Origin of the sequence: Stutzerimonas sp. FeSN7 (assembly GCF_030263795.1) — a bacterium.
GTDB lineage: Bacteria > Pseudomonadota > Gammaproteobacteria > Pseudomonadales > Pseudomonadaceae > Stutzerimonas > Stutzerimonas stutzeri.
Map to the genome: position 1 here is coordinate 2,842,137 of NZ_JARPMN010000001.1, position 15,058 is coordinate 2,857,194.

Consider the following 15,058-nt stretch of genomic DNA (forward strand, 5'->3'; position numbering starts at 1 on the left):
CCTTCTTCGCGGCCCGGTCCGCTCCCACGAACGGAGAATCCAGGAGCCGCGGTCGCCATCGTCCAGGCCGCTAACGGCGGCCGGCAACGATTCACCCGCCCCGCCTATTGTCCGCATGCTGCGCCTGGGCGCGCGCGACCTGCCAATGTCAGCAGCCGGCGCCCACGCCCTAAGCGTGGAAGCCCTCTGCATCACCCCCTGCTCTGCCGCACCTGTTCGCGGACAAGTCGTTCCCTCGAGCGATGCCAAGCCTCTGGAAGCGACCGCGACCACGAGCCAGACGGAACAACCATGCCCGCGAAGCAAGAACTCGCCCTTCCTTTTATCGATTTCGAACATTTTGCACTTTCAATAATGTTCATTCACGAATAGGATGTTCAAAAACGAACATCGTATTCGTATTCGAGGAGGAACCCGTGCCCCATATTGCCCAGCCCGTCTCCGAGCTTTATGACATCGCCGTGATCGGCGGCGGTATCAATGGTGTCGGCATCGCGGCCGATGCCGCCGGCCGTGGGCTGTCGGTGTTCCTTTGCGAACGCGACGACCTGGCCAGTCATACGTCATCGGCGAGCAGCAAGCTCATTCATGGCGGGCTGCGTTATCTGGAACACTACGAATTCCGACTGGTTCGCGAGGCACTGGCCGAGCGTGAAGTGTTGCTGGCCAAGGCGCCGCATATCGTCAAACCGATGCGCTTCGTGCTGCCGCACCGCCCTCATCTGCGCCCGGCGTGGATGATCCGCGCCGGTCTGTTCCTCTATGACCATCTGGGCATGCGCAAGAAATTGCCGGCGTCGCAGGGGTTGCGCTTCGGCAGCCAGAGCCCGCTCAAGCCGGCGATCACCCGCGGTTTCGAATACTCCGACTGCTGGGTCGACGACGCACGCCTGGTGGTGCTCAACGCCATGGCGGCGCGGGAAAAAGGGGCGCATATCCATACCCGCACGCTGTGCCTGAGCGCCAAACGTGCTGGGGGCATCTGGCACGTGGAGCTGCAGCGCGAGGACGGCAGCCGCTTCTCGCTAAAGGCCAAGGCCCTGGTGAACGCGGCCGGCCCCTGGGTCGCACAGTTCATCGGCGAAAACCTGCAACAGCGATCGCCGTACGGTATCCGCCTGATCCAGGGCAGCCATATCATCGTGCCGCGGCTGTACGAGGGCGAGCAGGCGTACATCATGCAGAACGAGGATCGCCGCATCGTCTTCGCGATCCCCTATCTGGACCGCTACACCATGATCGGCACCACCGACCGCGAGTATCACGGCGATCCGGCCCAGGTGAGCATCACCGAGCAAGAGATCGCCTACGTGCTGGGTGTGGCCAATACGCACTTTCGCAAGCAGCTGGAACCCAGGGACATCGTGCATACCTTCGCAGGCGTTCGCCCCTTGTGCGATGACGAATCTGACAACCCGTCTGCCGTCACCCGTGACTACACCCTATCGCTGGTTGCTGAGGAAAAGCAGGCGCCGCTGCTCTCGGTGTTCGGCGGCAAACTGACCACCTACCGCAAGCTCGCCGAATCGGCGATGGCTCAGCTCAAGCCATTTTTCCCCGGCATGGGCGACAGCTGGACGGCCGATGCCGCGCTGCCCGGCGGCGAAGACATGGGCACGCCCGAAGCACTGGCCGAGGCACTGGTCGCCCATGTGCAAGGGCTGGAACTGCCCCTGGCCAAACGATGGGCCACGCTGTACGGCAATCGCGTCTGGCGGATGCTCGGCGACGCCCGTTCCCTCGATGCCCTGGGTGAAGACCTTGGCCAACAGCTCTATGCGCAGGAGGTCGAGTACCTTTGCCGGGATGAGTGGGCAATGCAGCCGGACGACATTCTCTGGCGACGCACCAAACTCGGCCTGGCCTACAGCGAGCCGGAAAAATCCCGCCTGGCACGCTATCTGGCGGAGCGACCGGTTGCTGAGTCCACCCACAGCAGCGACGCGGCCTGAGCGCAAGAACACGGGCCTGCCTTACGCAGGCTCGTGCTGATCCGGTACTGACCGGTCGCATACGCTCGATCGAGCAGGAAACGGTTCAATCCCAAGGGCACCGTTCACCGTACAGGCCGCTTCGGTCATCAAGCGTTCACACCCATGGCACACCGTCGAGCGACCGACCTGCTCGCGGGAGTTGCCAGATGACGACGAATACCGGCGCCCTAGCCGACCACTCCACACCCGCTACGCGCCAATGGCTGTCGTGGCTGTTGGTCATCACACTGATCTATCTGCTGCTGGCAGCCGTCGGCGCTATCGGAGATGGCTTCAAAGCGGCGGTCGGCGACAACGCCAAGGAACTCTTCGCGTTCGCCACCAACCCCTTTGTCGGCCTGATGATCGGCGTTGCAGCGACCGCACTGATCCAGAGCTCCAGCACCGTAACGTCCATCATTGTCGGGATGGTTGCTGGCGGGCTGCCCATTCCGATCGCGATCCCGTTGATCATGGGCGCCAACATCGGCACGTCCCTCACCAGCACCATCGTCAGCCTCGGCCATGTGCGCAACGGCGTCGAATTTCACCGGGCCTTCGCGGCCGCAACCGTGCATGACGCATTCAATATCACGGCGGTGGCGATCCTCCTGCCGCTCGAACTGCTGTTCCATCCGCTGGCGCAGATGTCCGAAGTTCTGGCCGGCCTTCTGGTCAGCGACAGCACAAGCGTCGACATGAAGAGCGTGAACTTCATGAAGACTCTCCTCACCCCTGCCAGCGACCTGCTCAACGCCAGCGTGGCCTGGCTGCCAAGCCAGGTCTGGTCGGGTGTCGCGCTGATCGTCATCGGGATCGGCCTGATCCTGTTCGTGGTCCAGGCCATCGGCAAGGTGCTGCGCAGGGTCATGGTCGGCCGCGCCAAAGAGATCATGCACACCAGCGTCGGGCGTGGCCCGGTTTCGGGGATCGCCTCGGGAACGCTCATCACGATCCTGGTGCAATCCTCATCGACCACCACCGCGCTGATCGTGCCACTGGCAGGAACCGGTGTCTTTTCGCTCAAACAGGTCTATCCGTTCACCCTCGGCACCAACATCGGAACCTGCGTGACCGCGCTGCTGGCGGCCACCGCCATCTCCGGGCCCACCGCCGAACTGGCGATGCAGATCGCACTGGTACATCTGCTGTTCAACCTGTTCGGAATCGTCCTGATCTACGTACTGCCGTTCCTGCGCGGCGTTCCGCCTGCCATCGCCACGCATCTCGCCGATCTGGCGCAACGCAGCAAGCTGTACGTCGGGGCCTACATCGGCGGTGTGTTCTTCGGCCTGCCTCTGCTGTTGATCGGCGGCAGCCAACTCTGACCTGGTCGGGAGCCCGCACCTATGCAAAGCGAACGTCGTAGCCAGACCGAGAATCGCATCCGCGAACTGCGCGAATCGCTCAATGAGCTCGAAGCGCAGCTCAAGCAGATCGATGCCCAGGAACAACAGGCCCAGCATCGGGAAATCGATCGGCTGGATGACTACATCAATGCGGTAGACACCCGCTTCCACAGCCTGCAGGTGTTCTGGAATTCACTAAAGCACGATTGGCTGAAGGCCAAGCCCTGAGCCAGGCCAAGGAGCGACAGCATGCACGTCAAAACCGGCCCGCTACTGCTGATTAGTCTTTCGCTTGGCCTGCAGCTGGCATCCACACCAGCCGTGAGCGCTGCCGAATCCACCGCCGAAGGGCTGCTCATCGATGGCTCCAGCACCGTTTACCCACTCACCCGCGAAGCGATACGCCGTTTCCAGCGTGCGCAGCCTGGGCATCCGATCGAAGTGGCGTTTTCCGGGACCAGCGCTGGTTTTCGCCGCTTCTGTGCAGGGAAGACGGACATCAACGACGCCTCGCGCAGGATGAACAGCAGCGAGCAGGCACTCTGCGCGCAGAACGGCATCGGCTATCGCGAAGTGCCCCTGGCCATGGACGCGATCACGGTCGTCGTACACCCGAGCAATGATTGGGCGAGCGACATCACCGTCGAAGAGCTGAAGAAACTCTGGACGCCCGCAGCCGAAGACAAGGTCAGGCACTGGAGTCACATCCGTGCCGGCTGGCCCGACCGACCGGTGAAACTGTTCGGCCGAGGTCAGGACTCCGGCACCTACGACGTCTTCACCAGGCAGATCGTCGGCGAGGCGCATCGCAGCCGCCAGGACTATACCGCCAGCGAGAACGAAGAGGAGTTGGCCGCCGGCATCGCTGCCGAGCCGGATGCGCTCGGATTCTTCGGAATCGGCGCCTATCACCGGCACTGGGACGAGCTGAAGCTGCTTGCCATCGACAGTGGCAAGGGCCCGGTCTACCCGACGCTCAAAACCGTCAGCGAGGCGCACTACCAGCCGTTGACCCGCCCGCTTTTCATCTATCTGAGCGAGCGGAGCCTGCAGGAAAAGCCGACCACCCGAGCATTCGTGATGCATTACCTGCAAGGCCTGCCGACCTGGATCCACTTCACCGGTTTCATGCCGCTGCGCGCCGAGCGCTACGCGCAGAGTCTGCAAAGTCTCGAGTCGTTCAACGCAGCGCCGGCGACGGATCCAGCGGGCACTCGGTGAGAACCCTTGAGCCGGTGCACTGCGGGTACGATCACCCGCGACGTTTGACTCGCAGGGCAATTGCGGTAGGCTCGCAGCTTTTCCACAGGAGTACACACCATTGCCCGAGCCACTGCCCGCCACATCCTGGTTTCCACTGAAGCAAAGTGCAACGAGCTGAAAGCTGCCATCGAAGGCGGCGCCGACTTCGCCCAGGTCGCCAAGGAAAACTCCACGTGCCCGTCCAGCCGCCAGGGCGGCGATCTGGGTTCGTTCGGTCCGGGTCAGATGGTCAAGGAATTCGACACCGTGGTGTTCAGCGCGCCGCTGAATGTCGTGCAGGGCCCGGTGAAGACGCAGTTCGGCTATCACCTGCTGGAAGTGACCAGCCGCCAGGACTGATCCACCCCTGTCCCCGCGCGTCCATGCGCGGGGGCACTCGCACCGAGCGGTGCGCTATCCGCCGCACCTCCCCGCCTCACCTTCCTGTCACGCCTGTAGGCGGAAACGCCCCGTCAGCGTCTTGAGCCCATTCATGCTCTGCATGATGGTATTGCCAGATGCCGCGGTATCGTGCGTGACGCTCGCCGCCTGATCAGCCACCTGAGCGATGCGCGTCAGCGACTTGTTCATGTCCTCGGCGACCTGCGACTGCTCCTCGGCAGCCGTGGCGATCTGATTGGTCATGCCACGAATGGTCTGCACCGCACCGACGATCTGGCCCAGCGCATGTTGCGCCGCCTCGATCTGCGTCAGGGTGATGGTGCTGCTCTGGCGCGAGGCATCCATGGCCTGCCCGGCGCGCGAGGCCTGGCTCTGCAGACGCTCGACCAGCACGCCGACCTCCTTGGCCGAACTCTGGGTGCGACTGGCGAGGCTGCGCACCTCGTCGGCAACTACCGCGAAACCGCGGCCCTGCTCACCGGCCCGTGCTGCCTCGATGGCTGCGTTGAGCGCCAGCAGGTTGGTCTGCTCGGCGATGCCGCTGATCACGTTGAGCACCTTGCCGATCTCGTGGCTGTCGAGCACCAGCTGCTGCATCACGTCCGCCAGGCCATCGACATGGCCACTGAGCGTGCGGATGGCGCCGACCGATTCGTTCATCACGGCGCTGCCGGCATTGGTCTCCTGCTCGGCGACGTCAGCGGCATTGGCGGCCTCGACAGTGCTGCGTGCAACTTCCTGGGAGGTGGCGAGCATTTCATTCATGGCAGTAGCGACCTGATCGATCTCCGCCTGCTGGCCTTCCACATTGCGCGCGCTGTCCCCGGCCAGGTTCGCCATGTGCTTGCATTGCCCGTCAGCGTCATCGGCCGCCTGGCGCACGCCGCGGATCATCTCGCCAACCTGACCCAGCAGGCTGTTGTAGGCCAGGGTGATCCTGCCCATCTCGTCATCGGCATGACGCACCTGCAGCGGCGCGGAAAAATCGCCCTGGCTGACCTTCTCCAGGCGCCCGCGCAGCTCGTCGATCTGCAGCATCAGCCAGTTCATGCCGGCGATCCGTCCGAGCACCACCAGCAGCAGGATGCACAGGGTGGAACCCAGCGCGACCCACAGCTGCTGGGAGGCACTGCGATTGGCCTGCGCCGAGATCAGCGACACCACTTCGTTGGAGGCCGCGAGAATATCGTTGGAGTCGCCGGCCAGGGTCTTCAGATCGGCGCTCTGCCCTGCGGCCAGCGCCTGTACGGCGGGACGGTAGCGCTGCCAGATCTGATCGACGCGCTGCAGGTGCGGCTGTGCGCTGGCCAGCTCGACGCGGACGATACCCTGAGCGCTGTCGCCGTTGAGCAGCAGCCGATGGGATTGCTCGAAGCGCTGAATGGTCTTGTCGACATCCGCCGGGCTACCGATGCCCTGCGCAGCGAGCAGCGCCTCTTTCATCATCTTCTGGCTGAGCATGCGCTGCGCGCCGGCCATGTCGATCTGGCTGGCGTCCTTGCTGGACATGAACAGCACCCCGGCGGTCAGCGCCGCGCAAAGGAAGATCAGGCTGTAGGAAAAGAAAAATTGCAGGTTGATGGTACGTAGGCCCAGCCCGCGCAGTACGGACTGGATGACGTTCGCCAAAGTGCTGGTCATGAAGGAATTCCAACTGCAGAAAAGCAGGAAAGAACGCGCCGCCGCCACTCGCTGGCGTCGCAGTTATTCCGTTTCTCGGCCGGCCAGCGAGCAACTTGATACCGTTGGTCCGCCGCCTTGAAAGCCAGGCACCACGCGGCCTGCAGGCACTTTTGCTAACGCACGGATCAACGCCTCGCATGCTGATCCAGGTCAATGGAATCGCCCGCGTTTCGCCTGTTTTTTTGGCTCGATCCCCTCGCAGCGACTATGGTCTGAGGAGATCGCGGCCACCCACAGAACCGAGAGGGACTCGTCATGTTTCAGGTATCGCGCAGAGGCGAAAACCGCATCGATATCGACTTCTCCGGCAAGCTGGACAGCCAGGCCATGCGCGCCGCGCTGGACGACCTGCTGTTCAAGTCCGAAGGCATCAGCCACGGCCGCATGCTCTACCGCATCGGCGACTTCGATCTGCCGACCCTGGGTGCCGTCGGCGTGGAGCTGTCACGCCTGCCCCAGCTGCTGCGCTTCATCCGCCGCTTCGACCGCTGTGCGGTGATCGCCGGCAAGGAGTGGTTGCGCAAGGCCAGCGAAGTCGAGGGCGCATTGATTCCGGGACTGACCATTAAGGCCTTCGACCTGCATCAGGAAGCCGAAGCCCTCGCCTGGCTCGAACACAGCTAACCGAGCGAACCGACCTGTGGAACGAATGGCACGCCGTGGGTTGTTGTCGAACGCAGACACCAACAGCACGGAGAACGGACATGGGACTTTTCGATTCGATCAAGGCGAAGCTCGGCCTGGGCGATGTCTCCAACGAAGCGGAGCGCAAGGCCGACACGCCGCCGGCTGACGCCACCCACTCCAGCGCCGAAGGAATAACACTGAGCGAGCGGCCGTCGACCACGACCAACGCGACACTCGGGCCGGACAGGGATCTGAACCAGCCGACTGCCGCCGCCCGTGGCGTGGACGTGGTGGCGCAGCTGGAAGCGAAGGCGGCGGCTCACCCCGAAACGCTGAACTGGCGCACCTCGATCGTCGACCTGATGAAGTTGCTGGGCCTCGACAGCAGCCTGGAGTCGCGCCGGGAGCTTGCCACCGAGCTGGGCTGCCCGCCCGATCAGATGGCCGATACGGCGCAGATGAACATGTGGCTGCACCGCGCGGTGATGAAGAAGCTGGCCGAGAATGGCGGAAGCATTCCGCCGGAACTGCTGCACTGATGCGCGAAGGGCCTTCCGCAGGGAAGGCCCTTCATCGGGGGCTTATGAATTGCGGACCAGTTCGTCCGCGAGGAAATCTTCCTCCAGTAGCGCGTCACGACCGGCTACGGCACCGTCGATCATCTGCGGCTGGGCGCCGGCGCGCTTGCTGCGCAGCTTGCCGAACTGGTGAGCGAGCGCATTGCTCAGCTTGTCGACCGCGCCGTCGATGGCCAGCTCCAACGATTCAGCCTTGTGGGTAACGGAGATGGGTTGCAGGCCCTTGGGCCGCGCCTCGATCTGGCAGCGCTTGTCATGCGCGCCGGCCTTGTCGCCGTTTTCGTCGTTGAGGTGCACGACGACACGTGTCAGCTCGTCGTCATACCGGTCCAGCTTGCCTGCCACACTGGCACTGACCCAATCAGCCAGACGGGCACTGCCTTCGATGTGGTTATCGCTATGAACCTGGATTTGCATAAGTCGTCCTTACTTCCGCTTATGAACACCACCGTTGCCGGTGGCTTGGTGATAGCTATGCCACCGTTTGGATCATTAAGCAATGCGCCAAATGTCGCCGAACCTTTCCTGGGCAATGCGACGTGATGGCGTTGCACTCAGGAAGACTGCGCAATTGCAGCCAATGCCAGCATGGGTCTGAAAATGCCGGCACGCAGCCTCGTGCGCGGAGGGGCCGCTGAGCCCTATCCAAGTGCTATCGGCCTGATCCAGGACAACAAAAACGCGCCGAACGCAGGCGTCCGGCGCGCAGTAGCAAGAGCGGTCAGGCGGCCTTCTGAAACAGCTCGCGCCCGTGGTCGAGGTGCTGGTCCACCAGCCACTTGCCGTGGGCGATGGACAGCCGCTGGGCCTTGTCCAGTTCGTCCATGAACGCATGCTCGAGTGGCAGCGGCAGGCGACGGGTGACGTGTCCGTCGGGGGCGGTAATCCGGCAGCCGCCGGCCCAGGGAGTGGAGGTGCCAGGATATTCCATCACCTCGGCGGTGATGATGTGATCGCGGTAGGTGCATTGCATCATGGTCATGATCGTTACCTCGCTATGTGCGGGCAGCCATCGATCACGCAGGTTGGCTCGGCCCGATGGCTGCCGGAATTCCCCCCTGTTCAGAGCGGGCCAGGCGGATAAGCCGGCCCTCGGTGCGTCACAACGGTATAGCACAGGCTGCCGACCGCGCCTGCGCCGATCGACGAACGCGCGGTTCAGGCATCCAGCGCAGGGCCGATCAGTTTGGCCAGCTGGCTGTATACCCCGGGCGCCGCCACCAGATACGGATTACCTCGCAGCAGACCGTCGTTACGGAAGAAGTCGTTGCGCAGGCCACCCGCTTCGGCCACCAGCACCAGCCCGGCCAGGCAGTCCCAGCTCTTGAGCTCGGTCTCGTAGTAACCGATCAGGCGACCCGCAGCGACGTAGGCGGTCATCAGCGCGCCGGAGCCGTTGCGGATGAACATGCCGCCTTCGGCCAGCAGTTTCTCCAGAAACGGAATGAAATGTTCCTTGCCGCGTGGATGGAAGGTTCCGGCGCCGGTCAGCCCCTCGCACACGTGGGTCGCGGTGCTGGTTCTGAGCGGCGTCTCGTTGACGTAGGCGCCCCGGCCAAGGCAGCCATGGAAGAGTTCGTCGTGATTCGGATCGGCGATCGCGCCGACGTGCGGTTCGCCGTCCACCAGCAGGCCGATGGAGACGCACCAGTTGTGCAGGCCGTTGACGAAGCAGGCGGTGCCGTCGATGGGGTCGATGACCCAGACGCAGCGTGCCTTGAGACCGGCCGAGCCGCTCTCCTCGCCGAGAAAGCCGTCTTCGGGAAAACGTTCGGCGAGCCGCCCGCGAATGAAGTCCTCGATGCGCTTGTCGGCGATGCTGACCACGTCCTGGCGATCGCTGCCCTTGTGCTCCACATCCAGTGTCTCGCGCTGACGGTAATAGCTCATGCCGAGCTGCGCAGCTTCCAGCGCAAGGCTCTTGGCGCAGGCATAGCGGGCGTCGATGTCGAGGTTGCTCATGGCGGATTTCCCGGGCAAAAGCGGCATTCTAGGCGGACGTGAAGCCCAGCACGAGGAGTGGTGCGCAGCCCGACGGCTTCGGCTGGTAGCCGGCCACGAGCGACGAGGCGCGACTAATCGAAGCGCCGGCGGTCCTAACTGCGAGCCAAGGCTCACGTATCCACGCAGACAGGAGAATCCTCATGGGCTTGTTCAGTTCGATTCTGGAAAAGATCGGCATCGGCCGGGCGCACGCCGAGCCGGACAGCACCGCCCCCACTACCCCGCCGGAAGCGTCCACCGGTGGTGCCGGCGCACCCACGACGCCTGCCGTGGATCAGGTAGACGTAGCCGCGAAGCTGGACGGTATGGCCAACAATCATCCGGAAAAGCTCAACTGGCGCACCTCCATCGTCGACCTGCTCAAGCTGCTGGGCCTGGACAGCAGCCTGCCGGCGCGCAAGGAGCTTGCCACCGAACTCGGCTGCCCAGCGGACAAAATGGGCGATTCGGCGCAGATGAATCTGTGGCTGCACAAGACCGTGCTGAAGCGGCTGGCCGAGAACGGCGGCAATGTGCCGGCCGATCTGCTGGATTGAGCCACAGCCCGCGCAAGCTGCGGTCGCTGCCGCAGCCTGCGTGGCGATCAATGCTCGTGCAGGCGCACGTTCAGCTCGTCGACGATGGGCGCCCATTCGGCGTCCTCGACCCATTCGTCACGCAGGAACGCGCGCTGCGACTCGTTCCAGAACGGGGCATCGGCCAGACGGACATCCTCCGGCAACCGGCCGTGCTTGGCGATAAAGGCATCGATGCTGGCAGGATCGGATTCCAGGCCGAGCTGTTCGAACAGGGTGCCGAGGTCTTTGTTGGGCAGTTCCATGAGATTCTCCTTGGGCTTGGTCAATGGGCCGGACGGCGCTAGCGCCGTCCGTGACGTGCCTATTCAGAGACTCCGCGGCTGACTACAGTTCCGCTTCGCCCATCTGGAGCCATTCCATGGACCTACTGTTTTGCGGCAGCTTCGACAGCGAAGAACGCGACGCCTGGCTCGTCGAGCTGCAGCGCGCCATGCCCGATGCCCGCTGGCACCTGCACGCCCCGACGCAGAACGCCGGGCGCATCGTCGCCGCCGTGGTTGCCAATCCGCCGCCAGGCTCCCTGCAAGGCCTGCCCGGGCTGCGCCTGATCCAGTCGCTCTGGGCCGGCGTCGATCGTCTGCTGGACGATCCCAGCCTGCCGGACGTGCCCCTGGCGCGCATGGTCGACCCGGCCATGAGCGCGGCCATGGCGGAAACCGCCTTGTGGGCAACGCTTTCGCTGCATCGCCGCTTCTTCGACTATGCGCAACAGCAGCGCGATCGCCACTGGTACCCTCTGCCGCAGCGGCGCGCCGACGAGATCGAGGTAGCCATGCTGGGCATGGGCCAGATGGGCCGGACCTGCGCGCGGCGGCTGCTGGAAACGGGTTACCGGGTGACCGGCTGGAATCTGCACGGTGGCGCCATCGCCGGCATGGCGCTGGAGCACGGCCTGGAAGCGCTGTGGCCGCTGCTGGCACGCAGTGACATCGTGATCAACCTGCTGCCTCTCACCGCACAGACCGCCGATCTGCTGGACCGACGGTTCTTCGCCGCCATGCGCCGCGGCGCTGCCCTGGTCAACCTCGCCCGTGGCCGGCACCTGGTGGAAGCCGACCTGCTGCAGGCGCTGGACAGCGGGCAACTCGATCGTGCGGTGCTGGATGTGTTTCGCCAGGAGCCGCTGGCGACGGACCATCCGTTCTGGTGCCATCCGCGCGTGACGGTCCTGCCGCATAGCGCCGCGGCGACGGACATGCGCAGCGCCGCGTTGATCGTCGCGCAGAACCTGCAGGCCCTGCGCGACGGCCGGCCGATCAGCCATCTGGTGCAGCGCAAGCGCGGTTATTGAGCCGCGGCTTGCGCCAGCGCAGCGCCTCAGTCGTGGCTGAGCGCGCCGATGCGATGGATCGAGAGGTCCGCCCCGTTGAATTCTTCCTCCTGGCTGAGGCGAATGCCCATGGAGTGCTTGAGCAGGCCGTAGACGCCGAAGCCACCAACCAGTGCCACCAGCATGCCCAGACCGCTGCCGATCACCTGGCTGATCAGGCTGACGCCGCCGAGCCCGCCCAACGCTGCCTGGCCGAAGATGCCGCAGGCGATGCCGCCCCAGATCCCGCACAGACCGTGCAGCGGCCATACACCCAGCACGTCGTCGATTTTCCAGCGGTTCTGCGTGGCGGTGAACGCCCAGACGAACAGCGCCCCGGCAATCGCGCCGGTGGCCAGCGCACCGACCGGATGCATCAGATCTGAGCCGGCGCAAACCGCCACCAGCCCGGCCAGCGGGCCGTTGTGCAGGAAGCCCGGGTCGTTGCGGCCGGCCAGCCAGGCCGCGGCGGTGCCGCCCACCATCGCCATCAGCGAGTTCACTGCCACCAGGCCACTGATGCCCTCGATGGACTGCGCACTCATGACGTTGAAGCCGAACCAGCCGACGATGAGAATCCACGAGCCCAGCGCCAGGAACGGGATATTCGACGGGGCAAAGGCCACCAGCCGGCCGTCGCGGTAGCGGCCGTTGCGACGTCCGAGCAGGATGACCGCACCAAACGCCAGCCATCCGCCCATGGCGTGCACCACCACGGAGCCGGCGAAGTCATGGAACGGTGCACCGAACTGGTGCTCCAGCCAGGCCTGGAAACCGAAATTGCCGTTCCAGATCAGCCCTTCGAAGAACGGATAGACGAACGCCACGATCAACATCGTCGCGCACAGCTGCGGACCGAAGCGCGCACGCTCGGCGATGCCGCCGGAGATGATTGCCGGAATCGCCGCAGCAAAGGTCAGCAGGAAGAAGAACTTCACCAGGGCATAGCCGTGGTCGGCCACCAGCTGATCGGCCGGCTGCATGAACGTCACGCCATAGGCGATCCAGTAGCCGATGAAGAAGTACGCCAGGGTCGATACGGCGAAGTCGGTGATGATCTTCGACAGGGCATTGACCTGGTTCTTCAGCCGCACGGTTCCGACTTCGAGGAAGGCGAAGCCGGCATGCATGGCCAGCACCATCACCGCGCCCATCAGGAGGAACAGGGTATTGGAGCCATGGACCAGGGTTTCCACGGCGCTGTTGAGGTTTTCCATGGGTTACTACAGCCTCAGCGGGAATACGCACCAAAACGGTAATCGCCAGAGTGCGAATGCACCGAGATGCATCACCGCGCCCGCGACGACTACCGCCACCTGCAGCCGGAGCCTACCTCGGTAAAATTGCCGAGGCACCATGAAACCTTTGTTTTCAACGGGTTATGGGAACTGCCGGGATTTCATCGTGCGCCATTGCGGGGCTTGCACGACGACTGCTGCACCAAGCCATAGCAATGCCTGTACCAAGCGCAGCGCTGAGCGCTGCCGAGACCGGCTTCAGCCTCATCGATTGACCTGGGCTCAGAGCGCCGACAGCGCGCGATATTCGTCCTGGGCAAGCTGGTCGGTCATGCCGCTGATGAAGTCCTGCAGCATGCGGTTGCGGTAGTAGAACTCCCACAGCGGGCGATCGTCCGACGTCTCGGCATGGGGCTTGAGCGCCTCGTGATAGGCCTTGACCAGCTGATTGGGCAGCCGCCGCGCCAGCATCTGCAGATGCGGCTCGCTGCGACAGCCGCCCAGGGTTAGCGCGTCGAACACCGGCGCCGGCACGCGCAGCAACGGCGCATAGAAGTCCAGCAGTCCCTGGAGGATGCGATAGCCCTGCAGCTGCAGCGTTTCCACCTCGCGGTGACAGAACACCTGGTCCATCGCCACATCCTTGAAGGTCTGCACGATGGCGTTGGGCAGGCTGTCGTCCTCGAGCAGGGCGCGGTCCAGCGTGCCGTGGTACACCGCTTCGATATTGTCGATGAACTGACGGGCTGCGTGCTGCACCAGCGGATGGATCATGTTCACCCGCAGCCAGATGAAGAACTCGCCGGCCTTGTTGATCGGCTCCTTCTGGGCCCGCTCCAGGGCGTAGCTGACCATGCTGCGGAAACTGCGCTCCGGACCGGGCACGGGCGCATCGACGTCGCCATGCAGGGCGAACTTGTCCAGCAGCAGCTGTGCCAGCTGCTCGATGCTGAAGATGCCCTTCTCCACCGAATCCTCGATGTCAGCCAGGCAGTAGGCAATGTCGTCCGCCGCCTCCATCACGTAGGCCAGCGGGTGGCGCGTGCAGGGCTGCATCTGGAGGGCCGCCTGCAAGGCCCGCACGAAGGGTTCTTCGGAGAGGTAGAAGCCGGGCTTTTTCTGCAGATAGGCGCCCGGCGTGCCTTTGTCCGGTCGCGGCATGTAGGCCGGGCGGACGTATTTGAGCAGGCCGGCGGTCTGGGTGTAGGTCAGGTTCAGGCGCTGCAGCGAGACCACCAGACGAATCGCCTGAGCGTTGCCCTCGAAGTGGTTGAGGTCATCGAGCATGCGCTGGCGTAGCCCGGTGTCGCCCTGCCCTGGCGGCACGGCAGCGGCGAACAGTTCATCCAGGTGGCGCTCGAACCATTCGCCGATGGCGTATTCACCGAAATGGCCGAATGGCGGATTGCCGATGTCATGCATCAGGCAGGTCATCTCTACCAGGCTCTCCAGTGCCGTCTCCAGCCCATCCAAGCCGAACGCCGCGGCACGGCTGCCAAGCTGCTTGTAGAGCGTACGGACGATGAAGCGGCCGGTCTGCTGCACCTCCAGCGAATGGGTCAGGCGGCTGCGCACTGCGGCATTGCGCTCCAGCGGGAAGACCTGCGTCTTCTGCTGCAGGCGGCGCACCGCCGCGGAATTGATGATGCGCCCGCGATCGCTTTCCAACTGGTCGATGACCGCGCCCAGATTGCCCTCGCTGGCACGCAGGCCGGGCTCGGCCTTGCCGTAAGGACGTTGACGGGAAATCTTGTGCTTGAAGTTCACGGGCTCGGACATGCATCGTTCTCATGGCGCGACAAACAGCCCCGGAGCCTAACGCGAGCGTTCCGGGTTTACCATCGCCCCCCACCTGCCAGCCAGAACATCGCGACGGAGACCAGCCGTGAGTCGTGCCGACTTCCACCACCGCAACGCCGAACGAGCCAGTGCCGAAGCCCAACGTTTGATCGAACAGCGCGCCATTCTGGGCGCTCGCTGGCTGGATTGGGTCGCCGGCGAGCTGTATCGCCTGAGCCCGCCGGAATACGCCTCGATGGTCCGTCGTGAACTCGAACGTCTGGCCCAACCTTGAG

General features: G+C 64.1%; 17 protein-coding genes. 10 read left to right on the forward strand and 7 right to left on the reverse strand.

Annotation, left to right across the window (positions count from 1 at the left end):
* The first annotated feature begins 416 nt into the window (after positions 1-416).
* The 5 genes from glpD (at position 417) to P5703_RS13305 (ending at position 4,924) form a co-directional block, all read left to right on the forward strand.
* Positions 417-1,952, forward strand: coding sequence for a glycerol-3-phosphate dehydrogenase (gene glpD, locus P5703_RS13285; protein WP_234493193.1), 1,536 nt, complete (start codon positions 417-419; stop codon positions 1,950-1,952).
* A gap of 188 nt (positions 1,953-2,140) precedes the next feature.
* Entirely contained in the window at positions 2,141-3,301 is a 1,161-nt protein-coding gene (locus P5703_RS13290) for a Na/Pi symporter (protein WP_045633328.1), read from the forward strand.
* 21 nt (positions 3,302-3,322) lie between these two features.
* Positions 3,323-3,550, forward strand: coding sequence for a hypothetical protein (locus tag P5703_RS13295; protein ID WP_014596333.1), 228 nt, complete (start codon positions 3,323-3,325; stop codon positions 3,548-3,550).
* A gap of 21 nt (positions 3,551-3,571) precedes the next feature.
* On the forward strand, positions 3,572-4,543 hold the full coding sequence (locus P5703_RS13300; protein ID WP_279642456.1) for a PstS family phosphate ABC transporter substrate-binding protein: 972 nt from the start codon (positions 3,572-3,574) through the stop codon (positions 4,541-4,543).
* Positions 4,544-4,642: 99 nt separating this feature from the next.
* Positions 4,643-4,924, forward strand: coding sequence for a peptidylprolyl isomerase (locus P5703_RS13305; protein ID WP_011912760.1), 282 nt, complete (start codon positions 4,643-4,645; stop codon positions 4,922-4,924).
* Positions 4,925-5,011: 87 nt separating this feature from the next.
* Here P5703_RS13305 and P5703_RS13310 read toward each other — a convergent pair whose 3' ends face one another.
* Entirely contained in the window at positions 5,012-6,607 is a 1,596-nt protein-coding gene (locus P5703_RS13310; protein ID WP_041755435.1) for a methyl-accepting chemotaxis protein, read from the reverse strand.
* Between the two features lie 297 nt (positions 6,608-6,904).
* On the opposite strand from P5703_RS13310, the gene P5703_RS13315 reads away from it, so the two are divergent.
* Positions 6,905-7,273, forward strand: coding sequence for a SpoIIAA family protein (locus tag P5703_RS13315; RefSeq protein WP_011912758.1), 369 nt, complete (start codon positions 6,905-6,907; stop codon positions 7,271-7,273).
* Positions 7,274-7,353: 80 nt separating this feature from the next.
* On the forward strand, positions 7,354-7,815 hold the full coding sequence (locus P5703_RS13320) for a DUF3597 domain-containing protein (RefSeq protein ID WP_125459719.1): 462 nt from the start codon (positions 7,354-7,356) through the stop codon (positions 7,813-7,815).
* Between the two features lie 42 nt (positions 7,816-7,857).
* Here P5703_RS13320 and P5703_RS13325 read toward each other — a convergent pair whose 3' ends face one another.
* From P5703_RS13325 to P5703_RS13335, 3 genes are all read right to left on the reverse strand, one after another.
* Positions 7,858-8,271, reverse strand: a complete 414-nt coding sequence (locus tag P5703_RS13325; RefSeq protein ID WP_011912757.1) for an HPF/RaiA family ribosome-associated protein — start codon at positions 8,269-8,271, stop codon at positions 7,858-7,860.
* 304 nt (positions 8,272-8,575) lie between these two features.
* On the reverse strand, positions 8,576-8,836 hold the full coding sequence (locus P5703_RS13330; protein ID WP_013982374.1) for a hypothetical protein: 261 nt from the start codon (positions 8,834-8,836) through the stop codon (positions 8,576-8,578).
* A 176-nt stretch (positions 8,837-9,012) separates the two neighbouring features.
* On the reverse strand, positions 9,013-9,816 hold the full coding sequence (locus P5703_RS13335; RefSeq protein ID WP_279641975.1) for an inositol monophosphatase family protein: 804 nt from the start codon (positions 9,814-9,816) through the stop codon (positions 9,013-9,015).
* Positions 9,817-9,998: 182 nt separating this feature from the next.
* Here P5703_RS13335 and P5703_RS13340 point away from each other — a divergent pair, with 182 nt between their 5' ends.
* A complete protein-coding gene (locus tag P5703_RS13340) occupies positions 9,999-10,394 on the forward strand; it encodes a DUF3597 domain-containing protein (protein WP_279641976.1) in 396 nt (131 codons plus the stop codon).
* Between the two features lie 47 nt (positions 10,395-10,441).
* On the opposite strand, the gene P5703_RS13345 is transcribed toward P5703_RS13340, so the two are convergent.
* Positions 10,442-10,678, reverse strand: a complete 237-nt coding sequence (locus tag P5703_RS13345) for a DUF2789 domain-containing protein (protein WP_011912753.1) — start codon at positions 10,676-10,678, stop codon at positions 10,442-10,444.
* A gap of 116 nt (positions 10,679-10,794) precedes the next feature.
* Here P5703_RS13345 and P5703_RS13350 point away from each other — a divergent pair, with 116 nt between their 5' ends.
* The gene (locus P5703_RS13350) at positions 10,795-11,727 is read left to right on the forward strand and encodes a 2-hydroxyacid dehydrogenase (protein WP_285587386.1); all 933 of its coding nucleotides are present in this window, start codon (positions 10,795-10,797) and stop codon (positions 11,725-11,727) included.
* A gap of 26 nt (positions 11,728-11,753) precedes the next feature.
* Here P5703_RS13350 and P5703_RS13355 read toward each other — a convergent pair whose 3' ends face one another.
* Together P5703_RS13355 and dgt are read right to left on the reverse strand one after the other, a co-directional pair.
* Complete coding sequence (locus P5703_RS13355) at positions 11,754-12,962, reverse strand: ammonium transporter (RefSeq protein WP_285587389.1); 1,209 nt, start codon at positions 12,960-12,962, stop codon at positions 11,754-11,756.
* Between the two features lie 303 nt (positions 12,963-13,265).
* Entirely contained in the window at positions 13,266-14,762 is a 1,497-nt protein-coding gene (gene dgt, locus P5703_RS13360) for a dGTPase (RefSeq protein WP_285587392.1), read from the reverse strand.
* A gap of 106 nt (positions 14,763-14,868) precedes the next feature.
* Between dgt and P5703_RS13365 the strand changes: the two genes are divergently transcribed.
* The gene (locus P5703_RS13365; RefSeq protein ID WP_013982368.1) at positions 14,869-15,057 is read left to right on the forward strand and encodes a hypothetical protein; all 189 of its coding nucleotides are present in this window, start codon (positions 14,869-14,871) and stop codon (positions 15,055-15,057) included.
* Position 15,058: the final 1 nt, after the last annotated feature.